Annotated in this window: 14 protein-coding genes; 6 read left to right on the plus strand and 8 right to left on the minus strand. The window is 59.2% G+C overall.

Annotation, left to right across the window (positions count from 1 at the left end; genetic code table 11):
* Positions 1-165 precede the first annotated feature (165 nt).
* From purH to htpX, 4 genes are all read right to left on the minus strand, one after another.
* Positions 166-1782 carry a bifunctional phosphoribosylaminoimidazolecarboxamide formyltransferase/IMP cyclohydrolase gene (gene purH / locus A6U86_RS10645; RefSeq protein ID WP_068390332.1) on the minus strand — a complete coding sequence of 539 codons (1617 nt, stop codon included), beginning with the start codon at positions 1780-1782 and terminating at the stop codon, positions 166-168.
* Between the two features lie 168 nt (positions 1783-1950).
* Entirely contained in the window at positions 1951-3597 is a 1647-nt protein-coding gene (locus A6U86_RS10650) for a heparinase II/III family protein (RefSeq protein ID WP_068390334.1), read from the minus strand.
* Positions 3598-3747: 150 nt separating this feature from the next.
* Positions 3748-5157, minus strand: a complete 1410-nt coding sequence (locus A6U86_RS10655; protein ID WP_068390337.1) for an RsmB/NOP family class I SAM-dependent RNA methyltransferase — start codon at positions 5155-5157, stop codon at positions 3748-3750.
* Entirely contained in the window at positions 5154-6140 is a 987-nt protein-coding gene (gene htpX / locus A6U86_RS10660) for a zinc metalloprotease HtpX (RefSeq protein WP_068390340.1), read from the minus strand. The genes A6U86_RS10655 and htpX overlap by 4 nt, the downstream gene beginning before the upstream one ends.
* Before the next feature lie 112 nt (positions 6141-6252).
* Between htpX and A6U86_RS10665 the strand changes: the two genes are divergently transcribed.
* Both A6U86_RS10665 and A6U86_RS34665 read left to right on the plus strand, forming a co-directional pair.
* Positions 6253-6480, plus strand: a complete 228-nt coding sequence (locus tag A6U86_RS10665; RefSeq protein WP_068390550.1) for a DUF1674 domain-containing protein — start codon at positions 6253-6255, stop codon at positions 6478-6480.
* A gap of 76 nt (positions 6481-6556) precedes the next feature.
* Entirely contained in the window at positions 6557-7417 is an 861-nt protein-coding gene (locus A6U86_RS34665) for a DUF3800 domain-containing protein (RefSeq protein ID WP_083196782.1), read from the plus strand.
* 398 nt (positions 7418-7815) lie between these two features.
* Here the strand turns inward: A6U86_RS34665 and acs are convergent, their stop codons facing one another.
* Positions 7816-9774: an acetate--CoA ligase gene (acs, locus tag A6U86_RS10670; protein ID WP_068390343.1), complete on the minus strand. Its 1959-nt coding sequence runs from the start codon at positions 9772-9774 to the stop codon at positions 7816-7818.
* Between the two features lie 223 nt (positions 9775-9997).
* Between acs and A6U86_RS10680 the strand changes: the two genes are divergently transcribed.
* A complete protein-coding gene (locus A6U86_RS10680; protein ID WP_068390349.1) occupies positions 9998-10705 on the plus strand; it encodes a DUF1013 domain-containing protein in 708 nt (235 codons plus the stop codon).
* 329 nt (positions 10706-11034) lie between these two features.
* On the opposite strand, the gene A6U86_RS10685 is transcribed toward A6U86_RS10680, so the two are convergent.
* Positions 11035-11694, minus strand: a complete 660-nt coding sequence (locus A6U86_RS10685) for a YggS family pyridoxal phosphate-dependent enzyme (RefSeq protein ID WP_068390352.1) — start codon at positions 11692-11694, stop codon at positions 11035-11037.
* Between the two features lie 200 nt (positions 11695-11894).
* On the opposite strand from A6U86_RS10685, the gene leuS reads away from it, so the two are divergent.
* Genes leuS through holA form a run of 3 tightly spaced genes read left to right on the plus strand, consistent with a single transcriptional unit; the run spans position 11895 to position 16087 of the window.
* On the plus strand, positions 11895-14525 hold the full coding sequence (gene leuS / locus A6U86_RS10690) for a leucine--tRNA ligase (RefSeq protein WP_068390355.1): 2631 nt from the start codon (positions 11895-11897) through the stop codon (positions 14523-14525).
* Positions 14515-15036 (plus strand): LPS assembly lipoprotein LptE, encoded by a 522-nt coding sequence (lptE, locus tag A6U86_RS10695; protein WP_068390358.1) that lies wholly within the window; start codon positions 14515-14517, stop codon positions 15034-15036. Before leuS ends, lptE begins: the two co-directional genes overlap by 11 nt.
* A 13-nt stretch (positions 15037-15049) precedes the next feature.
* The gene (gene holA / locus A6U86_RS10700; RefSeq protein ID WP_068390362.1) at positions 15050-16087 is read left to right on the plus strand and encodes a DNA polymerase III subunit delta; all 1038 of its coding nucleotides are present in this window, start codon (positions 15050-15052) and stop codon (positions 16085-16087) included.
* A 116-nt stretch (positions 16088-16203) separates the two neighbouring features.
* On the opposite strand, the gene A6U86_RS10705 is transcribed toward holA, so the two are convergent.
* Both A6U86_RS10705 and A6U86_RS10710 read right to left on the minus strand, forming a co-directional pair.
* Positions 16204-17088 (minus strand): ParB/RepB/Spo0J family partition protein, encoded by an 885-nt coding sequence (locus A6U86_RS10705; RefSeq protein ID WP_068390365.1) that lies wholly within the window; start codon positions 17086-17088, stop codon positions 16204-16206.
* Positions 17089-17120: 32 nt separating this feature from the next.
* The gene (locus A6U86_RS10710) at positions 17121-17918 is read right to left on the minus strand and encodes a ParA family protein (protein ID WP_068390368.1); all 798 of its coding nucleotides are present in this window, start codon (positions 17916-17918) and stop codon (positions 17121-17123) included.
* Positions 17919-17928 lie beyond the last annotated feature (10 nt).

Raw genomic sequence — 17928 nt, forward strand, 5'->3', positions numbered from 1 at the left:
AGCAGGAATATACCATGAGATAAACATGTCTCATGGCGAGATGATCAACCCTCATGGTGAGGAGGCCCAGAGGGCCGTCTCGAACCACGAGGGTGGATGGTTGGCTACGTGGCCACCCTCGTCCTTCGACGGGCTCAGGATGAGGGTGGAGCACAAGCGCTCGGCTTAGTGGCGGAAGTGACGAATGCCGGTGAAGACCATCGCAACATTGTGCTCGTTCGCGGCATCGATGACTTCCTGGTCACGCATGGAGCCGCCCGGCTGGATAACGGCGGTAGCGCCCGCGGCAATCGCCGACAGCAGACCGTCGGCAAACGGCAGGAAGGCTTCGGAAGCAACGGCGGAACCGCGCGTCAATGGCTCGGCAAGCCCCATGGCCTTGGCGGCTTCTTCCGCCTTGATCGCAGCGATGCGGGCGGAATCGACACGGCTCATCTGTCCGGCGCCGATGCCGGCCGTCTGGCCGTCCTTGGCGTAGACGACGGCGTTCGACTTCACGTGCTTGGCGACACGGAAGGCGAACTTCATGTCCACAAGCTCCTGTGCCGTCGGCGCGCGCTTGGTGACGACCTTCAGCTCCATGTCCTCGACAAGAGCATTGTCACGGTTCTGGACGAGCAGGCCGCCGGAAACGGTCTTGGCGGTGAGGCCCGGCACACGCGGATCGGGCAGGGCGCCGACCGACAGCAGACGGAGGTTCGGCTTGCGGGCGATGATCACCTTGGCTTCCTCGCTCACCTCTGGTGCGATGATGACCTCGGTGAAGAGCTTGACGATCTCTTCGGCCGTTTCGGCATCGAGCAGGCTGTTGAGAGCAATGATGCCGCCGAAGGCCGAGACAGAATCGCAGGCGAGCGCGCGCTTATAGGCTTCGACGAGGCTTGGCCCTGTGGCAACGCCGCAGGGGTTGGCATGCTTGATGATCGCGCAGGCGGGACCATTTTCCGGCAGGAACTCGGCAACGAGTTCATAGGCCGCATCGGTGTCGTTGATGTTGTTGTAGGAGAGCTGCTTGCCCTGTAGCAGCGTCGCGGTGGAAACGCCGGGGCGGTTCTCGCCGGTGACGTAGAAGGCCGCCTTCTGATGCGGGTTTTCGCCGTAGCGCATTTCCTCGCGGAGCACGCCGCCGATGACGCGGTGACGCGGCGTGGCGATATCGAGCGCTTCGGCAAACCAGTTGGAGATCATCGCATCATAGGCGGCGGTGCGGGCGAAAGCCTTGGCGGCCATGCGCTTGCGGAAATCATAGGTCGTCTGGCCGGCATCGGCGGAAAGCTGCGTCAGCAGCTCGGCATAATCAGAAGGATCGGTCAGCGTCGTCACATAGGCGTGGTTCTTGGCCGAAGCACGGATCATCGCCGGGCCGCCGATGTCGATGTTCTCCACGGTCGTCGGATAATCGCCGCCGGCCTTGCGCACATCCTCGAAGGGATAGAGGTTGATGACGGCAAGATCGATGCCTTCGATGCCGTGTTCCTTCATCGCAGCCTGATGATCAGCGTCGTCACGGATGGCGAGCAGCCCGCCATGCACCTTCGGATGCAGCGTCTTGACGCGGCCGTCCATGATCTCCGGGAAATCCGTCACTTCCGAGACGTCGGTAACCGCAAGACCGGCCGCGGCGATCGCCTTGTGCGTGCCACCGGTCGACAGCAGTCGCACGCCCTGTTCGCTCAGCGCACGCGCCAGCTCGACAATGCCGGTCTTGTCGAAGACCGACAGAAGCGCGGTTTTCACCTTCACCTTGTCGGGAGCAGGAATTTTCTTGGAAACGACGGCCATGGGCTTTCTCCGGTCTGAAGCAATTCCAGGAAAGTGCGCAGCGGTTTTCCGTCCGGAATTGCGAGATAACAAAAACAGAGCGAAAAACGCTCTGGCATGAGGAGATGTCCGGCGAAAAAGGGCGCGGGACGATAATGCCGCCCCGTTAGCATAGCTGAGGCGGTTAGCCTATGGCCGATAGGATAAAAACCAGCGGATTTCCGGCTTTTCGGTGATCTGGAAAACGATCTCGAGCTGGTCTGAAGAGCGCAAGCCCGAGGGATCGGCAAAAAAGATATCTTCCGCCACCAGCACCTCGTTGCCGGGCGAGGAGAACACCCAGGTCTCTCCATCCGGCGCGATCAGCAGCGCGGAGTCGACCTCGGTCTGCAACAGGCTGATGGAGGGATGGATGTGGAAACGCGCCGACGCGATACCTTCGCCCTTCGGCGCCTGCTTTCTGCCCTCGGGCACGAGGAAGCGGTCGCGACCCGCGAGAATGGTCCCGCTGGCGTTGAGGCTCAGCTCGCGCTCGTGAACATAACCAAAGGCGGAGAGGTAGCCGTCATGCGCGGCCCGGACATAATCACGCCCATCGTCCGTCTCGGCGCGCTCGACGATGATCTTCTTGACGCCGCCGACCATGATCGGCCCCAGCGACTTCGACTTGGAGAACTGGCTCGACGAGGTGTCGTTGAGCGTAACCGTCGAATGCGCGGCAGTTGCCCGCGCCGCCTGCGTGTAGCGCTCTCCGGCAAATTCCGGCGCGCCGGAATTGATGATGAAACGCGTCTTGCCCGATGACATCTCGAAGGAGAGACAGCCCGCATGCGCAGTGCGACTGAGATCAGGCGAAGCGGGAGCGCCGACATCGACGATGACGACGGCCTGGCCGGCGGCCAGCCGATGATACTTCGTATGCGGCAGCGCCTTGAAAGCCTGCCCGGCCGTCTCGTCGTAACGCAGGACCGACATCAGCTCATTGGCCAGCGTCGAGGTCGCGCCGTTGAACAACGCCAGATCGCCATCCTGGTGGCGGAAGAAGCGCAGCGCCGGATACATGCGGTCTATGCCGGGAATGAGGCGGATCGGCACGTCATGGCCGAGATTGACATAGGTCTGGCGCAGCGGCAGCAGATCGAGCAGCAGTTCCAGCGACACGCGCGGATTGCGGGAGATATGGCCGCCATCGGGCAGGATTTGCCGGTCGATCTCCCGATCAAGCGCCTGTCCCGCGCGTTTCAGCGCGAGCGCACTGTTGGGCATGGCAACCGACGACATGGCAAGCGCGATACGCACGCGAAACCGCGTCGTGCCATCCCGCGAGGTCGAGGCCATCCGCCTGAGATAGCGCACATGGAAGACGAGCATGCGCATGAAGCGGCGGTAAAAACCGCTATCCGTGCCATGCAGGAGCACGGGCGAATGTGACAAGAGGGCAATCAGGCGCTGCGCGGCAATATCCGGCGACCAGGCGAGGCCATGGAGCCGGCGACCGTGAACGGCGATCCAGTCGGTGAGGATGGCTCGGGCCATTGCCGAAGCCTGATCGCTCTTTTCTGCCCGCAAATGCCGCAGCCAGCGGAAATTATGCAATCGTGCGGCAAAGGTCCGCGATGGCAGCTCGAGCGAGAATGGCGATGCGCCCTGCGTTTCCAGCACCCGGCCAGCGAGCAGGATGCGCCCGTTCAGAAGCTCTTCGACAAAGAACGGATCGACGTTGCGCAGGTCTGTCGGCGCCACGATCAGCCGTTCCGGCACACGCATGGTGTGGCGGGTGAGACGCAATCGCGTCAACGCCGCGCGGCGAGACATCCGCCGCCATGCTTCCCGCATGTATGAACTCACGAAACCCTGCCGCAGACCTGCATATTCGCTTCTGCTTACTCTTGTTACCTGTAGTTAAAAAGAGGTTACACATATACCAATTAAGGACATGTTACCGGATTCTTAACTAACGCGAGAAAACCACACCGATAGGTGCGACTAGTGCGTGCGGCGAAGCACGGCGGCGAAAAATCCGTCGAGGCCGGAAGCAAAGCCGCCGGCAAGCGGCAGCATGTCGGGCGTGGTGCGGAAAGCGCCGAGGGGCGAGATCGCTGCTTCCAGACCCGGCCAGTCCAAAGGGTCGATCGGAACACGCTCGACACTATCCGTATCCGCGAGAAGGCGGGCAACAAGATCCTCGCCCTCTTCAGGATCAAGCGAACAGTTGGAGAAGACGACCACACCGCCGGGCTTGACCAGCGTCAAGGCGTGGCGGAGCAGGCGCTCCTGCAGAGCGGCGAGCTTGGCGATATCCTCCGGCCCCTTGGTCCAGAGAACGTCGGGATGACGGCGCGTCGTTCCTGTCGAGGAGCAGGGAGCGTCGAGAAGGGCGGCATCGAAGAGTTCTTCGGGCTGATATTTGCTCATATCGGCAACGACGGTTTCTGCTTCCAGGCCGAGGCGCGCGAGATTGCTGGACAATCTTTTCAGCCGATTGGCGGATTGGTCGAGCGCCGTGACCTTGCCGCCGGCGAGGACGAGCTGCGCCGTCTTTCCACCGGGTGCAGCGCAGAGATCCACGACCCGTTTGCCAACAAGCGAGCCGAACAATTTCGCCGGAATGCTGGCGGCGGCATCCTGCACCCACCATTCGCCGTCATCGAAGCCTTCAAGCGAGGGTATGGATCCTTCGAAGGCGGCAAGCCGCACGCCACCGGTCGGGAGGACCACGCCATTGAGGCGCTTCGCCCAGCCTTCGGCATCGGATTTCACTGTGAGATCGATCGCTGCCGGCTCGAGTTGCGTGTCTGAAATCTTGATTGCCGCTTCTGTGCCATAGGCAGCTTCGAGCCGCGAGAGAAACCAGCTCGGCATTGCCGGCACGCTTGCGACCTGCTCGATAATGACGTGCTTCTCCCGGCCGATGCGCCGGAGAATGGCATTGACCAGCTTGGCAAAGCGGCGATTGCGGGGGTCACGATTGGCCTGTTCGACGGCAAGGTCGACGGCGGAATGATCCGGCACATCGAGGTAGAGCATCTGCGCGGCGCCGACGACAAGCACATGATGGAGCGCGCGGGCTCCTTCCGGCAGCGGCGCATCGAGAAGAGACGATATCGCCGTCTCTATGCGCGGCAGATGCCGCAGCGCGCTGTTGAGGATGGCGCGCACCAGCGCCCGGTCGCTATCGCCCAGTGCCTTGTAGGCAGGATTGCCGCCTTCCGCATCCAGCATGCCGTCAAGCGGCGTCTTGCGGTCAATGACGGCGGCCAGGATCTTCGTCGCGGCTGCGCGCGCCGCAAAGCCGGGCTTTGAAGGGGCCGAATCATGCGAGCGGAACTCGGCAGACCCTTTGCCCGATCGTCTTCCGTCTCTGTTGAACGTTTTGTTTTTATTGTCAGAACTCAAGACCAGGGTCCCTTCGGCGGTTGCGAACCACCGCGACCCGTATTCGGTACGGAACGCGATTTGCGTTCCGGATTAGCAGTCAAGACCGGTCCCGTCGAGCCAAAGCCCGAAGATGGCGCCCTGGGTGAGGTTCCACCGCCGCCGTGACGGGCCATTTCATGCAGCGCGGCAATACGGTTTTCCGTGTTCGGATGGGTCGAAAACAGATTGTCCATACGCTCGCCGGAGAGCGGGTTGATGATGAACATATGCGCAGTCGCGGGGTGACCTTCGGCCTCTTCATTCGGAATATGCGAGGCACCGCGGGCAATCTTGCCGAGCGCCGAGGCCAGCGACAGCGGATTGCCGCAGATTTCGGCACCGCGACGGTCGGCCGAGTACTCGCGCGTACGGCTGATTGCCATCTGGACCAGCATCGCTGCCAGGGGCGCAACAATCATCGCCACAAGAACACCGACCATGCCGAGCGGATTGTTGTTGTCGCGGCGACCGCCGAAGAGGAAAGCGAAATTGCCGAGCATGGAAATGGCGCCGGCCAGCGTCGCCGTGATCGTCATGGTTAGCGTGTCGCGGTTCTGTATGTGTGCAAGCTCATGCGCCATCACGCCGGCCACCTCGTCCGGCGTCAGCGCGTGCAGCAGGCCGGTGGAGGCGGCAACGGCGGCGTTTTCCGGATTGCGGCCCGTCGCGAAGGCATTCGGCTGCGGGCTGTCGTAGAGATAGACCTTGGGCATCGGCAGACCGGCATTGCGGGCGAGATCGCGCACGATCCGGTAGAATTCCGGCGCGCTGCGCTCATCAACCTCCTGCGCATTGTAGGTGGAGAGCACCATGCGGTCGGAATTCCAGTAGGAAAAGAAATTCATGCCCGCCGCAACGACGAATGCGATCAACATGCCGGACTGACCGCCGATCAGATAGCCGACGCCCATGAACAGGGCGGTCATGAAGGCAAGCAGCATCGCGGTACGCATGAGATTCATCAACAGTTCTCCAACACATCTGTCGTCCGAAAACCATTCACACTTTTCGGCATCATGCTCTATGATTTGGCTATTCATCCGCCTAATTCAACGGTTCCGGGCCGATCAGATCATGCAGACAGCCGATAACGACAATAAACTCGACACCGAAACCGGTGAAACCACGCGCAAGCCGCTCTCGCCGGCTGCCAAGCGCGCACTTGCCGAAGCCGAGGAGCGCCGCAAGGCACAGGAAGCCCAAACACAGGCCGAAATCGCCCCCGAAATCGGCGGCCGCGGCGGCGCCGACCCCGCGCGCTTCGGCGATTGGGAGATCAATGGGCGGGCGATTGATTTTTGAGATACTTTTCCAGTAATCACGCTTTATAGTTGCTTTGCTTTCGTACTACTATCGTTACTTCATATTTTGAGTCACGATGAGTCGCGAAAACATCCCAGACTACCAATACATCGCTTTTATCGACGAAGCTGGCGATCCCGGCCTCACTCGTGTGCGTCCAATTGATCCTATTGGAAGTACTGAGTGGATGACCATATCCGCTGTGTTGGTAGACAAGGAAAATGCCGGTGAAGTCACCAAATGGGTTGCGGAGATACTAAGGAGTATTGGCCCTCTACAACGACATGACCTGCATTTTCGCAACCTGTCACCAACGCGAAAAGCCGCTGTATGCAGATATCTAGCCGATCTTCCAGTCCGTTTATTTGTTGTGGCTTCTAATAAAAAGAACATGCGGGGACATAGGAATATCAATGCGGAAAAAATGCCGTCACAACAGTGGTTTTATAACTGGATGGTTCGCATCCTCATTGAAAGAGTGACGCATTACTGTGAAATGCGCTCGATTAGAAACTATGGTGTCCCGAAAAAGGTGAAATTTGAATTTTCGGAACGTGGTGGCCATTCCTATAGCCAAACAGCCGCTTACCATGAGCTGCTTCGATTTCAGGCGCGTAACGAAAATATAATTCTAAAAAAATGGGTTCCTAGGTGGTCCGTTATGGACTGGAGATTGGTCGAAGCTCATCCGCACAAATCGCGCGCCGGCCTCCAGTTGTCTGACGTTGTTGCCAGTGCTTTCTACACAGCCGTAGACAATCTAGACACAGGTCAATGTGACGGAACCTATGCTGAACTACTAAGACCCCGCATTGCCTTTAGGGAAGACCACAACTACTCAGATTACGGTGTCGTTCTTCAACCAACTCCGGCGTGGAAAGCAAATTTAGCTGAGGACCAAAAATCTATATTTAGATTCTATGGATACAACTTTTAGGTTCAACGAACATAGACAAAAAAATTGGTAGGCCCTGGACTCCGTTTGGCTTGTGGCGTTAGGCCATCATCCTAAGGATGACCGTCCACAAGCAAGATTGCCGTCAGCATTGAGCGAACTCAGCCCGCAATCGGAGCGTATCCAGCGTTTCCTACCGCTATAAAGTCTAGGTAAAATAGCAAAAATGTCAAGTGAATCATTAAGTTAAGAGAGAGGCGCCTAACCCTTTGAATTTAGATTCTTTTTTGAATCCAAAGTTGATCAGAAGAATTGCGGTCTCCGAAAGAGAGCTCAAAAACTTCGAATTTCAACTATTTCTGAGTGCTGACTAAGAGTTTCAACCAGCACCCAGAAAGTTCACTAACATTACTGTTTCAACCGTAAAAACATACAGCCAATCAAGCAGCATCCGCCTTGTTCTGCCTGTTGGCGATCAGATCATCGACAACAGCCGGATCAGCGAGCGTCGAGGTATCGCCGAGCGCGCCGAAATCATCCTCGGCGATCTTGCGCAGAATGCGGCGCATGATCTTGCCGGAGCGGGTTTTCGGCAGGCCGGGGGTGAACTGGATCTTGTCCGGCGAGGCGATCGGGCCGATTTCGGCGCGAACGTGTTTCACCAGTTCCTGGCGCAACGCGTCCGAGCCTTCCTGGCCGACCATCAGCGTCACGTAGCAGTAGATGCCCTGGCCCTTGATCGAATGCGGATAGCCGACCACGGCGGCTTCGGACACGTGGCTGTGCGAGACCAGCGCTGATTCCACTTCGGCCGTGCCGAGACGATGGCCCGACACGTTGAGCACGTCATCGACGCGGCCAGTGATCCAGTAATAGCCGTCTTCGTCACGGCGGCAACCGTCACCGGTGAAATACTTTCCCTTGTAGGTGGAGAAGTAAGTCTGGATGAAACGCTCGTGGTCGCCGTAGACGGTGCGCATCTGGCCCGGCCAGCTGTCGGCGATGACGAGATTGCCGTCGGCCGCACCTTCCAGCACCTTGCCTTCGCTATCGACCAGCTCCGGCTGAACACCGAAGAAGGGCAGGGTGGCCGAACCGGGCTTCAGGTCCGTCGCTCCGGGAAGCGGCGTGATCATGTGGCCGCCGGTTTCCGTCTGCCACCAGGTATCGACGATCGGGCTGCGGCTGTCGCCGACCACCTTGTAATACCATTCCCACGCTTCCGGATTGATCGGCTCGCCCACCGTTCCGAGCAGGCGCAGGCTGGAGCGCGACGAGCGCTTGACGAAATGATCGCCGGCACCCATCAGCGAACGGATCGCCGTCGGCGCCGTGTAGAAAATATTGACCTTGTGCTTGTCGATGACGTCCCAGAAACGGCCCTGGTCTGGATAGTTCGGCACGCCTTCGAACATCAGCGAAGTCGCTGCGTTCGCAAGCGGCCCATAGACGATATAGGAATGACCGGTCACCCAGCCGACATCGGCCGTGCACCAGTAGATATCGCCGGGGTGATAATCGAACGTATATTCATGCGTCATCGCCGCATAGACGAGATAGCCGCCGGTCGTATGCAGCACGCCCTTCGGCTTGCCGGTCGAGCCGGAGGTATAGAGAATGAACAACGGATCTTCCGCCTTCATTTTCGCTGGCGGACAATCCGCTTTCACCTTGGCGGTTGCCTCGTGGTACCAGAGATCGCGGCCGGCTTCCCAGGCGACCTTGCCGCCGGTGCGGCGCACCACCAGCACAGTCTTGACATCGACCTTCTGCTTGGCGGCGATCTGGACGGCCTTGTCGGTGTTTTCCTTCAACGGAATGGACTTGCCGCCGCGAACGCCTTCATCGCAGGTGATGACGAAGGTCGATTCGCAATCGACGATGCGTCCACCCAGCGCTTCGGGCGAAAAGCCGCCGAAGACGACGGAGTGCACCGCGCCGATACGGGCGCAGGCGAGCATCGCATAGGCTGCTTCCGGGATCATCGGCATATAGATGGTAACGCGGTCGCCCTTCTTGACGCCCTGCTTCTTCAAGACGTTCGCCAGACGGCAGACCTGCTCGTAAAGCTCGTTATAGGTGACCTTCTTGTCGATATAGGGATTGTCGCCCTCCCAGATGAAGGCCACGCGATCGCCATGCTTCTTCAGGTGCCGGTCGATGCAATTATAGGAGACGTTGGTGATGCCGTCCTCGAACCATTTGATCGAGACCTTGCCGGTAAACGACGTGTTCTTCACCTTGGTATAGGGCTTGAACCAGTCGATACGCTTGCCGTGCTTGCCCCAGAATTTGTCGGGATCCTCGACGCTCTGCTGATACCATTTCTGGTACTTCGCCTGGTCGATCAAAGCATGCGCCTCGACCGCTTTCGTCACCGGATGAATCTTTTCCGACATAGTCTCCTCCTCGAATCCTGGCACCCTCTCTCGCAATTATGGGTGCTCTTTCCGCGCAATCAATAGCAGGTCAAACCATGACAGCAATTGGACAAAGTGCATTTCATCCGCAAAGAATTGCAATTCCGCGACACTATCGTTATATAGGGCCGTATTTCCCGGACATTGAGGTGTTACACCCCGGACCGCGACACCGGCGCGGACTGACAGAAGGACTATATCCATGGCTCAACAATTGCTCATGCCGAAGGCAACTGCCATCTGGCTTGTCGACAATACAGCCTTGTCATTCGAACAGATCGCGCAGTTCTGCAGGTTGCATCCGCTCGAAGTGAAGGCCATTGCCGATGGCGAAGCAGCACAGGGCATCAAGGGCCTCGACCCGATCTCGACCGGCCAGCTTTCGCGTGATGAAATTGCCCGTGCTGAAGCCAATCCGAACCACAAGCTGAAGATTTCCGAGCCGAAGGTTCGCGTGCCGGAATCCAAGCGCCGCGGCCCGCGCTACACGCCCGTTTCCAAGCGTCAGGATCGCCCGAACGCTATCCTCTGGCTGGTGCGCAACCATCCGGAACTGAAGGATGCGCAGATTTCCCGCCTCGTCGGCACCACCAAGTCGACCATCGAGCAGATCCGCGACCGCACCCACTGGAACTCGGCCAACCTGGCACCGATGGACCCGGTAACGCTTGGCCTCTGCAGCCAGATCGATCTCGACATGGAAGTCGAAAAGGCCGCCAAGGGCCGTCCGCTGCCGACCGCCGCCGAACTCGGCGCGACGCTGCAGCCCGCTCAGGAAACCGAAAAGCTCGGCTTCAGCTATGAGCGTGACGAGCCGAAGGAAAAGGAAATCGACGCCGACGCCGTTTTCGCCAAGCTCAAGTCGCTGAAGTCGACCACACCGGACGACGAAGACGACGATCAGTTCTGATATTCTGCCGATTGCATGTTTTCAAAGCCCCGGTTTTCGACCGGGGCTTTTTTGTCGGAAGACACAGGCCGTCCCCTTCGCCTCCCTTCGCCAAACTCAGAAGCTTCCGCGCCTCAGGATGAGGGGTGGTCTTTTGCTCGATCATGGGCCGCCTCGATCCTTCGACAAGCTCTGGATGAGGACGGAGCGAGCTGCGAGCCGGGCGAGAGAACCAGCCCTCATGGTGAGGAGGACCGAAGGGCTGTCTCGAACCACGAGGGCTGGTGGCGGAGGCCACACGCATCCCCGCCCAATCCATGACGCCGTTGCTTTTGTTTTCGCTGAAAGATCTACCGCGTGCCAAAAATCGCCGAACCAACGCGAACGCTTGTCGCGCCGAAGGCAACCGCGGTTTCATAGTCGCTCGACATGCCCATCGACAGCCTTTCGACACCTGCCTCGCCGGCAAGCTTCGCCAGCAAGGCGAAATGCGGCCCCGGATTTTCGTCCGCAGGCGGGATGCACATCAGGCCCTCGATCGAAAGTCCGAGCTCCTTGCGGCAGAGGTCGACGAAGGCAACCGTATCATCAGGCGCGATACCTGCCTTCTGCGGCTCCAGCCCGGTATTGACTTGCACATAGAGCCTGACGTTCTTGCCCTGGCGCTTCATTTCATCGGCAATCGCGCGCGCGATCTTCTCCCGGTCGATGGTTTCGATGACATCGAACAGCGCCACCGCATCACTCGCTTTGTTCGATTGCAGCGGCCCGATCAGATGCAGCTCGATGCCGGACGTCTCCGCCTTCAGTTCCGGCCACTTGCCCTGGCTTTCCTGCACGCGGTTCTCGCCGAACACGCGCTGGCCGGCCGAAATTGCCGGGCGGATCTGATCCGCATCGAAGGTCTTGGAAACGGCAACCAGCTGCGCGGAGCCGGCCGCTCGGCCAGCCTGACGCTCCGCTGCCGCGATATGGGAACGAACTTCGTTCAGGCGCTCTTGAAGTTCCATCTTTTCGCCTCGATATTCACGCTTGCTTCTCAGACTTTGCAGTAATGAGGCAGGCGGTCTTTGCCAAGGGCGAATGCGCCGGAATCCGGCTTTGCTTTGCAAGATAAAGCACTTGCCGCACCTGCTAAACTTGACGCTTGGGTGGTTTCGTGGTGAAGGTCACCCCTTAATCCCCATGATTTTCCGGAATACAAGATCAGATGACTATCGAACGTTATAATCCGCGCGACGCCGAGCCCCGCTGGCAGCAGAAATGGAACGAAGACGAGGTCTTCGTGACCGACAATGCCGATCCGCGTGAGAAATACTACGTTCTAGAAATGTTTCCCTATCCGTCGGGCCGCATTCACATGGGCCATGTGCGCAACTACGCCATGGGCGATGTCGTCGCGCGCTACAAGCGCGCCCGCGGCTATAACGTCTTGCATCCGATGGGCTGGGACGCTTTCGGCATGCCGGCCGAAAATGCCGCGCGCGACAACAAGGTTCATCCGAAGGAATGGACCTACCAGAACATCGCCTCGATGCGCACCCAGCTCAAAGCCATGGGCCTGTCGCTGGACTGGAGCCGCGAATTCGCCACCTGCGACGTCGATTATTACCACCGCCAGCAGATGCTCTTCATCGACATGATGGAGAAGGGCCTGGTCTATCGCAAGAAGTCCAAGGTCAACTGGGACCCGGTCGACAACACCGTTCTGGCCAACGAGCAGGTCATCGACGGCCGCGGCTGGCGTTCCGGCGCGCTCGTCGAGCAGCGCGAGCTGACGCAATGGTTCTTCAAGATCACCGAATTCAGCCAGGAGTTGCTTGATGCCCTGGACACACTCGACCATTGGCCGGAAAAAGTCCGGCTGATGCAGAAGAACTGGATCGGCCGTTCCGAAGGCCTGACCATTCGCTGGGAAATCGTGCCGGAAACCGCACCCAACAGCGACCGCGAGATCGCCGTCTATACGACGCGCCCGGATACGCTGTTCGGCGCCTCCTTCCTGGCGATCTCGGCCGACCATCCGTTGGCCAAGGAAGCTGCAGCAAAGGATGCGGAGATCGAGGCCTTCTGCGAGGAGTGCCGCCGCGCCGGAACCTCGCTCGCCGCGCTCGAGACCGCTGAGAAGAAAGGCATGGACACCGGCATCCGCGTGCGCCATCCCTTCGATCCGTCCTGGGAACTGCCTGTCTACATCGCCAATTTCGTGCTGATGGACTATGGCACTGGCGCGATCTTCGGCTGCCCGTCCGGCGACCAGCGCGACCTGGATTTCGCCCGCAAATACAATCTGCCTGTCGTGCCCGTGGTCATGCCGCGTGACGGCGATGCGGCCAGCTTCACCGTCGGCGATGTCGCCTATGATGGTGACGGTGTCATGATCAACTCGCGCTTCCTTGACGGCATGGGCACGGAAGAGGCGTTCTATACCGTCGCCTCGAAACTATCTGCCGCCAGCCTCGGCAATGCGCCGCAGGCCGAGCGCAAGGTGAATTTCCGCCTGCGCGATTGGGGCATTTCCCGCCAGCGTTATTGGGGCTGCCCCATCCCGGTCATCCATTGCGATGATTGCGGCGTGCTGCCGGTGCCAAAGCAGGATCTGCCCGTCCGGCTGCCTGACGACGTTACCTTCGACCAGCCAGGCAATCCGCTCGATCGGCATCCGACATGGCGGCATGTTGCTTGCCCGCAATGCGGCAAGGACGCTCGCCGCGAGACGGACACGATGGATACCTTCGTCGACTCGAGCTGGTATTTCGTCCGCTTCACCGCACCTTGGGAAAACCAGCCGACCGATCAGGCCGCCGCCAACCGCTGGCTGCCCGTCGATCAATATATTGGCGGCATCGAGCATGCGATCCTGCATCTGCTCTATTCGCGCTTCTTCACGCGCGCCATGCGTGAGACCGGCCACCTCGAGGTGAAGGAGCCCTTCAAGGGCCTGTTTACGCAGGGGATGGTGGTGCACGAGACCTATAGCCGCGGCTCGGGCCTGACGCGCGAATGGGTGTCACCGGCCGATATCCGCATCGAGGAAGTGGAGGGACAGCGTCGCGCTACGTTGCTTTCAACCGGCGAGGACATCGCCATCGGCTCGATCGAGAAGATGTCGAAGTCCAAGAAGAATGTCGTCGATCCCGATGACATCATCGCATCCTACGGCGCCGACACCGCGCGCTTCTTCGTGCTGTCCGATTCGCCGCCAGACCGTGACGTCATCTGGTCCGAAGCCGGCGTCGAAGGCGCGCATCGTTTCACGCAGCGCATGTGGCGTCTGGTCTCGGAAGCGGCGGACGCGCTGAAATCCGCAAAACCGAAGCCGGCTAAAGAGGGCGAGGCGCTGGCGATTTCGCAGATCGCACATCGCACGCTGAAGGCTGTCCAGGGTGATTACGACAAGCTCGCCTTCAACAAGGCGGTCGCGCGCATCTATGAATTCGTCAATGCGCTGGCAGCTCCGTTGGGCAAGGTCGCCGCCGGCCAAGCCGATGCGGCCTTTGTCTCAGCTTCCCGCGAAGCCGTGGAAATCCTGATTGCGCTGGTTGCGCCGATTACACCGCATCTTGCAGAAGAATGCTCGGCAGTGCTCGGCAACACCAATATGATCGCCACCAGCCCCTGGCCCAGCTATGACGAAGCGCTGGTGATCGAGAACGAGATCGTCTATCCCGTTCAGATCAACGGTAAGAAGCGCGCCGAATTGACAATCGCGCGCGATGCGGATCAGAATGCCGTGCAACAGGCCGTTCTCGCCCTGGATGCCGTCAAAAGCGCGTTGAATGGTCAGGCGCCAAAGAAGATCATCGTCGTTCCACAGAGGATCGTAAACATTGTCGTCTGATACTCTCTTCAAGTTCGCCCGCATCGCCGGCATTGCGTCTCTGGTGGCTGTTACCGGCCTTCTGTCCGCCTGCCAGGTGAAGCCGCTCTATGCCCTGAGCACCGGCGTCACCCAGAAGCTGTCGGAAGTATCCTTCTCCGACGCCAATTCGCGCGTCGGCCAGGAAGTCCGCAACCAGCTGATCTTCATCGCCGGCCGCGGCGCCGGTGAAGCCAAGACGCCAAAATACACGGTTGACCTGAGTGTTACCTCGGCAACCGGCGGCGTTCTCTATCTGCCGTCTTCAGATACATCGGGTGCCGGTCGTACGACGGTAACCGCCTCCTTCACCCTGAAGGAGGCAATCACCGGCAAGGTAGTGAAATCCGGTAGCCGCGCGGTAACCTCGCTGGTCGACTTCCCGACACAGGAATTCGCCAAGCAGCGCGCAATCCGCGATTCGGAAGACCGCGCCTCCCGCGAAGTCGCCGAGATGGTGGCTGCCGACATCGCTGCTGCGCTCAGCCGCTGATCAAGAGCGCGGCATGGCGGAAATCAAGTCTCACGAGTTTGACGGATTCCTCCAAAATGCCGCGCGCAATTACCGGATCTTCGTCATTTATGGCCCGGATCGCGGCCTGGTATCCGAGCGTGCCGCTCAGATTGCGGCCAAGACCGGCGTGGATCTGAAAGATCCGTTTTCCCTTATCAAGCTGGATGTTGGTGATCTCCAGAACGACGCGGGCCGCCTGTTGGACGAGGTCAATGCCATCGGCCTCTTTGGCGGCGAAAAGCTCGTCTGGATTCGCGGCGCCGCCAACGAAAAGGCCCTGGTCGATTCGCTGCAGATCATTGCCGGCAATCCGCCGGATGGCAGTTTTGTCATCATCGAGGCCGGTGATCTCAAGAAGGGTTCCGGACTGCGCAAGGTTGTCGAGCCTGCGCGCAGCGTAGCGACAATCCCCTGCTATGCGGATGATACTAGAGCGCTCAATAGCCTGATTGATACCGAACTGGCGAGTGAAGGCCTACGGATCACGCCGGCCGCACGCCAGGTGCTGCTGGAGCTTCTCGGCGGCGATCGAATTGCCTCGCGCAATGAAGTCCGCAAGCTGGCACTCTATTGCCGCGGGCTGGGCACGATAGAGGAAGAACACGTCACCGAAATCATCGGCGATGCCAGCGCCGTCTCCGCCGACGATGCGGTCGACGCGATCCTGAAGGGCGATTCGGAAGCCTTCCTGCATGCCATGCAAAAGATCTCCACCTCGAAGACACCGATGTTTCTGGTGTTGCAGGGCTGCCTCAAGCAGTTTCAGCTGCTGGATGCGATGCGTGCCGAAATGGATGAAAAGCGATCGGCTCCGGCACAGGTCATGCAGTCACACGGCCGCCATCTGCATTTTCGCCGCAAGCCGATTATCGAACAGGCGCTCAAGACGTGGACGGCCCCTGCCATTGCACGTGAGATGAACAGGCTGCAATCAGCCATCCTCCAGACACGCCAGCGCGCCAGCCTTGAGGATACGATTGCCACGCAAACCTTGCTCGCAACCACGCTGCAATCAGCCCGTAAAAACTAAGGTTTCACGAAAAGCACATTGCTCCCATCAGCGCTTCACGAATCGCTGATGGGATCTATCATATTGTTTTTACTAAATTTTGTGCAAAAGTCGCTACGCAGATTTTCGAAATTACCCTAGCGGCGCTCGAGCAGCCGGCAGATTTCCTCAAGCTGCTCCAGCGTCTTGTAGGATATTTTGACCTGCCCGCCACTGCCGCGATGGTTGATCGCAACATCCAAGCCAAGCGTATCCGACAGAGTGCGCTCCAGCGCCAGCGTATCGGAATCCTTTTCATCCTTGCGCGGCCCGGCGGGACGGGGATCATTCTGCGCCTTGATATCGTTCTGCGCCAATCGCTCGGCATCGCGAACCGACATGCCCTTGGAAACGATTGTGCGGGCGAGGGTGGTGGGATCGGATGTCGACACCAGCGCTCGCGCGTGGCCAGCCGAGAGACTGCCGCCGGCAAGCATGTCACGCACGGGATCAGGCAGCTTGAGCAAGCGCAGGGAGTTGGCGACGTGGCTGCGGCTTTTGCCGATGATCTCGCCAAGATCATTTTGCGTATAGCCGTGCTCGGCAATCAGCTGCTCATAGCCCAGCGCTTCTTCCAATGGATTGAGGTCGGCACGCTGGACATTCTCGACAATGGCGATTTCGAGCGCCGTCTTGTCGTCCACATCGCGAACGATGACCGGAATCTCAATCAAACCAGCGAGTTGGGCTGCCCGCCAGCGTCTTTCACCGGCGATAATCTCATAGCGATCCGTCGAAACAGTGCGAACGACGACCGGCTGCACAATGCCGTGCTGGCGAATGGAGCTGGCGAGATCGTGAAGCTCGGTTTCATCAAAGTAGCGGCGCGGATTGCGTGGATTGCGGCTGATGAACTCGATCGGCACCATGCGATCCGGATTGACCGCCGGTTTCCCGGCATCCACAGGGGTCGGCTGGTCCATCTCTCCGATGAGAGCTGCTAGTCCGCGCCCAAGACGCCGCTTCGAAGGATCATCATTCATCACCGGTACTCACTCTGGAACAAATACTATAATCAGGCTGCGGCCTTGCGTTGCCGCTCTCGCTGGATAACTTCGGAGGCCAGCTGCAAATAGGCTTGGCTGCCCGCGCACTTCAAATCGTAGAGAATAGCAGGCTTGCCATAGGAAGGGGCCTCGGACACGCGTACGTTGCGCGGAATCAACGTATGGTAGACTTTTTCGCCCAGATGCGTACGCACATCGCTGACAACCTGCTGGGCGAGATTGTTACGGGAGTCAAACATTGTCAGCACGATACCCTGAATATCGAGCGACGGATTGACGGTACGCCGAACCTGGTCAACGGTCTCGAGCAACTGGCTGAGGCCCTCAAGCGCAAAGAATTCGCACTGCAACGGCACCAACACCGAATGCGCCGCCGCCATGGCATTCATGGTTAACAAATTGAAAGAAGGCGGGCAGTCGACCAGAATATAGGAGAAGGAAAGCGCATCCGGGGTATTCAGCGCACCACGAAGCCTGAAGACGCGATCCGGCTGCTGCGCAATTTCCATCTCGACGCCAAGCAGATCCATCGTTGACGGCACGATGAAGAGATTTGGAACGGCAGTTTCCTGCACAGTCTCCAGAATCGTGTGGGTGCCGGCCAAAAGGTCATAGGATGATTGCTTTCGATCCCGACGCTCAATACCGAGGCCGGTGCTCGCATTACCCTGCGGATCAAGATCAACGATCAAGACGCGCTCGCCAATTGCGGCCAGCGCCGTCGCCAGATTGATCGCGGTCGTGGTCTTTCCGACGCCACCCTTCTGATTTGCGATGGTAATAATCCGATTTCGCTCGCCGATCATCTGTCGCACA

Origin of the sequence: Rhizobium sp. AC27/96, assembly GCF_001692325.1 — a bacterium.
Taxonomy (GTDB): Bacteria; Pseudomonadota; Alphaproteobacteria; order Rhizobiales; family Rhizobiaceae; genus Rhizobium.

What these genes read in the sequence shown, in the direction of transcription:
- A6U86_RS10680 (WP_068390349.1), top strand. Translation starts at nt 9,998, where the DNA reads ATGGCTCAACAATTGCTCATGCCGAAGGCAACTGCCATCTGGCTTGTC.
- A6U86_RS10665 (WP_068390550.1), top strand. Translation starts at nt 6,253, where the DNA reads ATGCAGACAGCCGATAACGACAATAAACTCGACACCGAAACCGGTGAA.
- holA (WP_068390362.1), top strand. Translation starts at nt 15,050, where the DNA reads ATGGCGGAAATCAAGTCTCACGAGTTTGACGGATTCCTCCAAAATGCC.
- A6U86_RS10685 (WP_068390352.1), bottom strand. Translation starts at nt 11,694, where the DNA reads ATGGAACTTCAAGAGCGCCTGAACGAAGTTCGTTCCCATATCGCGGCA.
- A6U86_RS34665 (WP_083196782.1), top strand. Translation starts at nt 6,557, where the DNA reads ATGAGTCGCGAAAACATCCCAGACTACCAATACATCGCTTTTATCGAC.
- A6U86_RS10650 (WP_068390334.1), bottom strand. Translation starts at nt 3,597, where the DNA reads ATGCGGGAAGCATGGCGGCGGATGTCTCGCCGCGCGGCGTTGACGCGA.
- A6U86_RS10705 (WP_068390365.1), bottom strand. Translation starts at nt 17,088, where the DNA reads ATGAATGATGATCCTTCGAAGCGGCGTCTTGGGCGCGGACTAGCAGCT.
- leuS (WP_068390355.1), top strand. Translation starts at nt 11,895, where the DNA reads ATGACTATCGAACGTTATAATCCGCGCGACGCCGAGCCCCGCTGGCAG.
- acs (WP_068390343.1), bottom strand. Translation starts at nt 9,774, where the DNA reads ATGTCGGAAAAGATTCATCCGGTGACGAAAGCGGTCGAGGCGCATGCT.
- htpX (WP_068390340.1), bottom strand. Translation starts at nt 6,140, where the DNA reads ATGAATCTCATGCGTACCGCGATGCTGCTTGCCTTCATGACCGCCCTG.
- purH (WP_068390332.1), bottom strand. Translation starts at nt 1,782, where the DNA reads ATGGCCGTCGTTTCCAAGAAAATTCCTGCTCCCGACAAGGTGAAGGTG.
- A6U86_RS10710 (WP_068390368.1), bottom strand. Translation starts at nt 17,918, where the DNA reads ATGATCGGCGAGCGAAATCGGATTATTACCATCGCAAATCAGAAGGGT.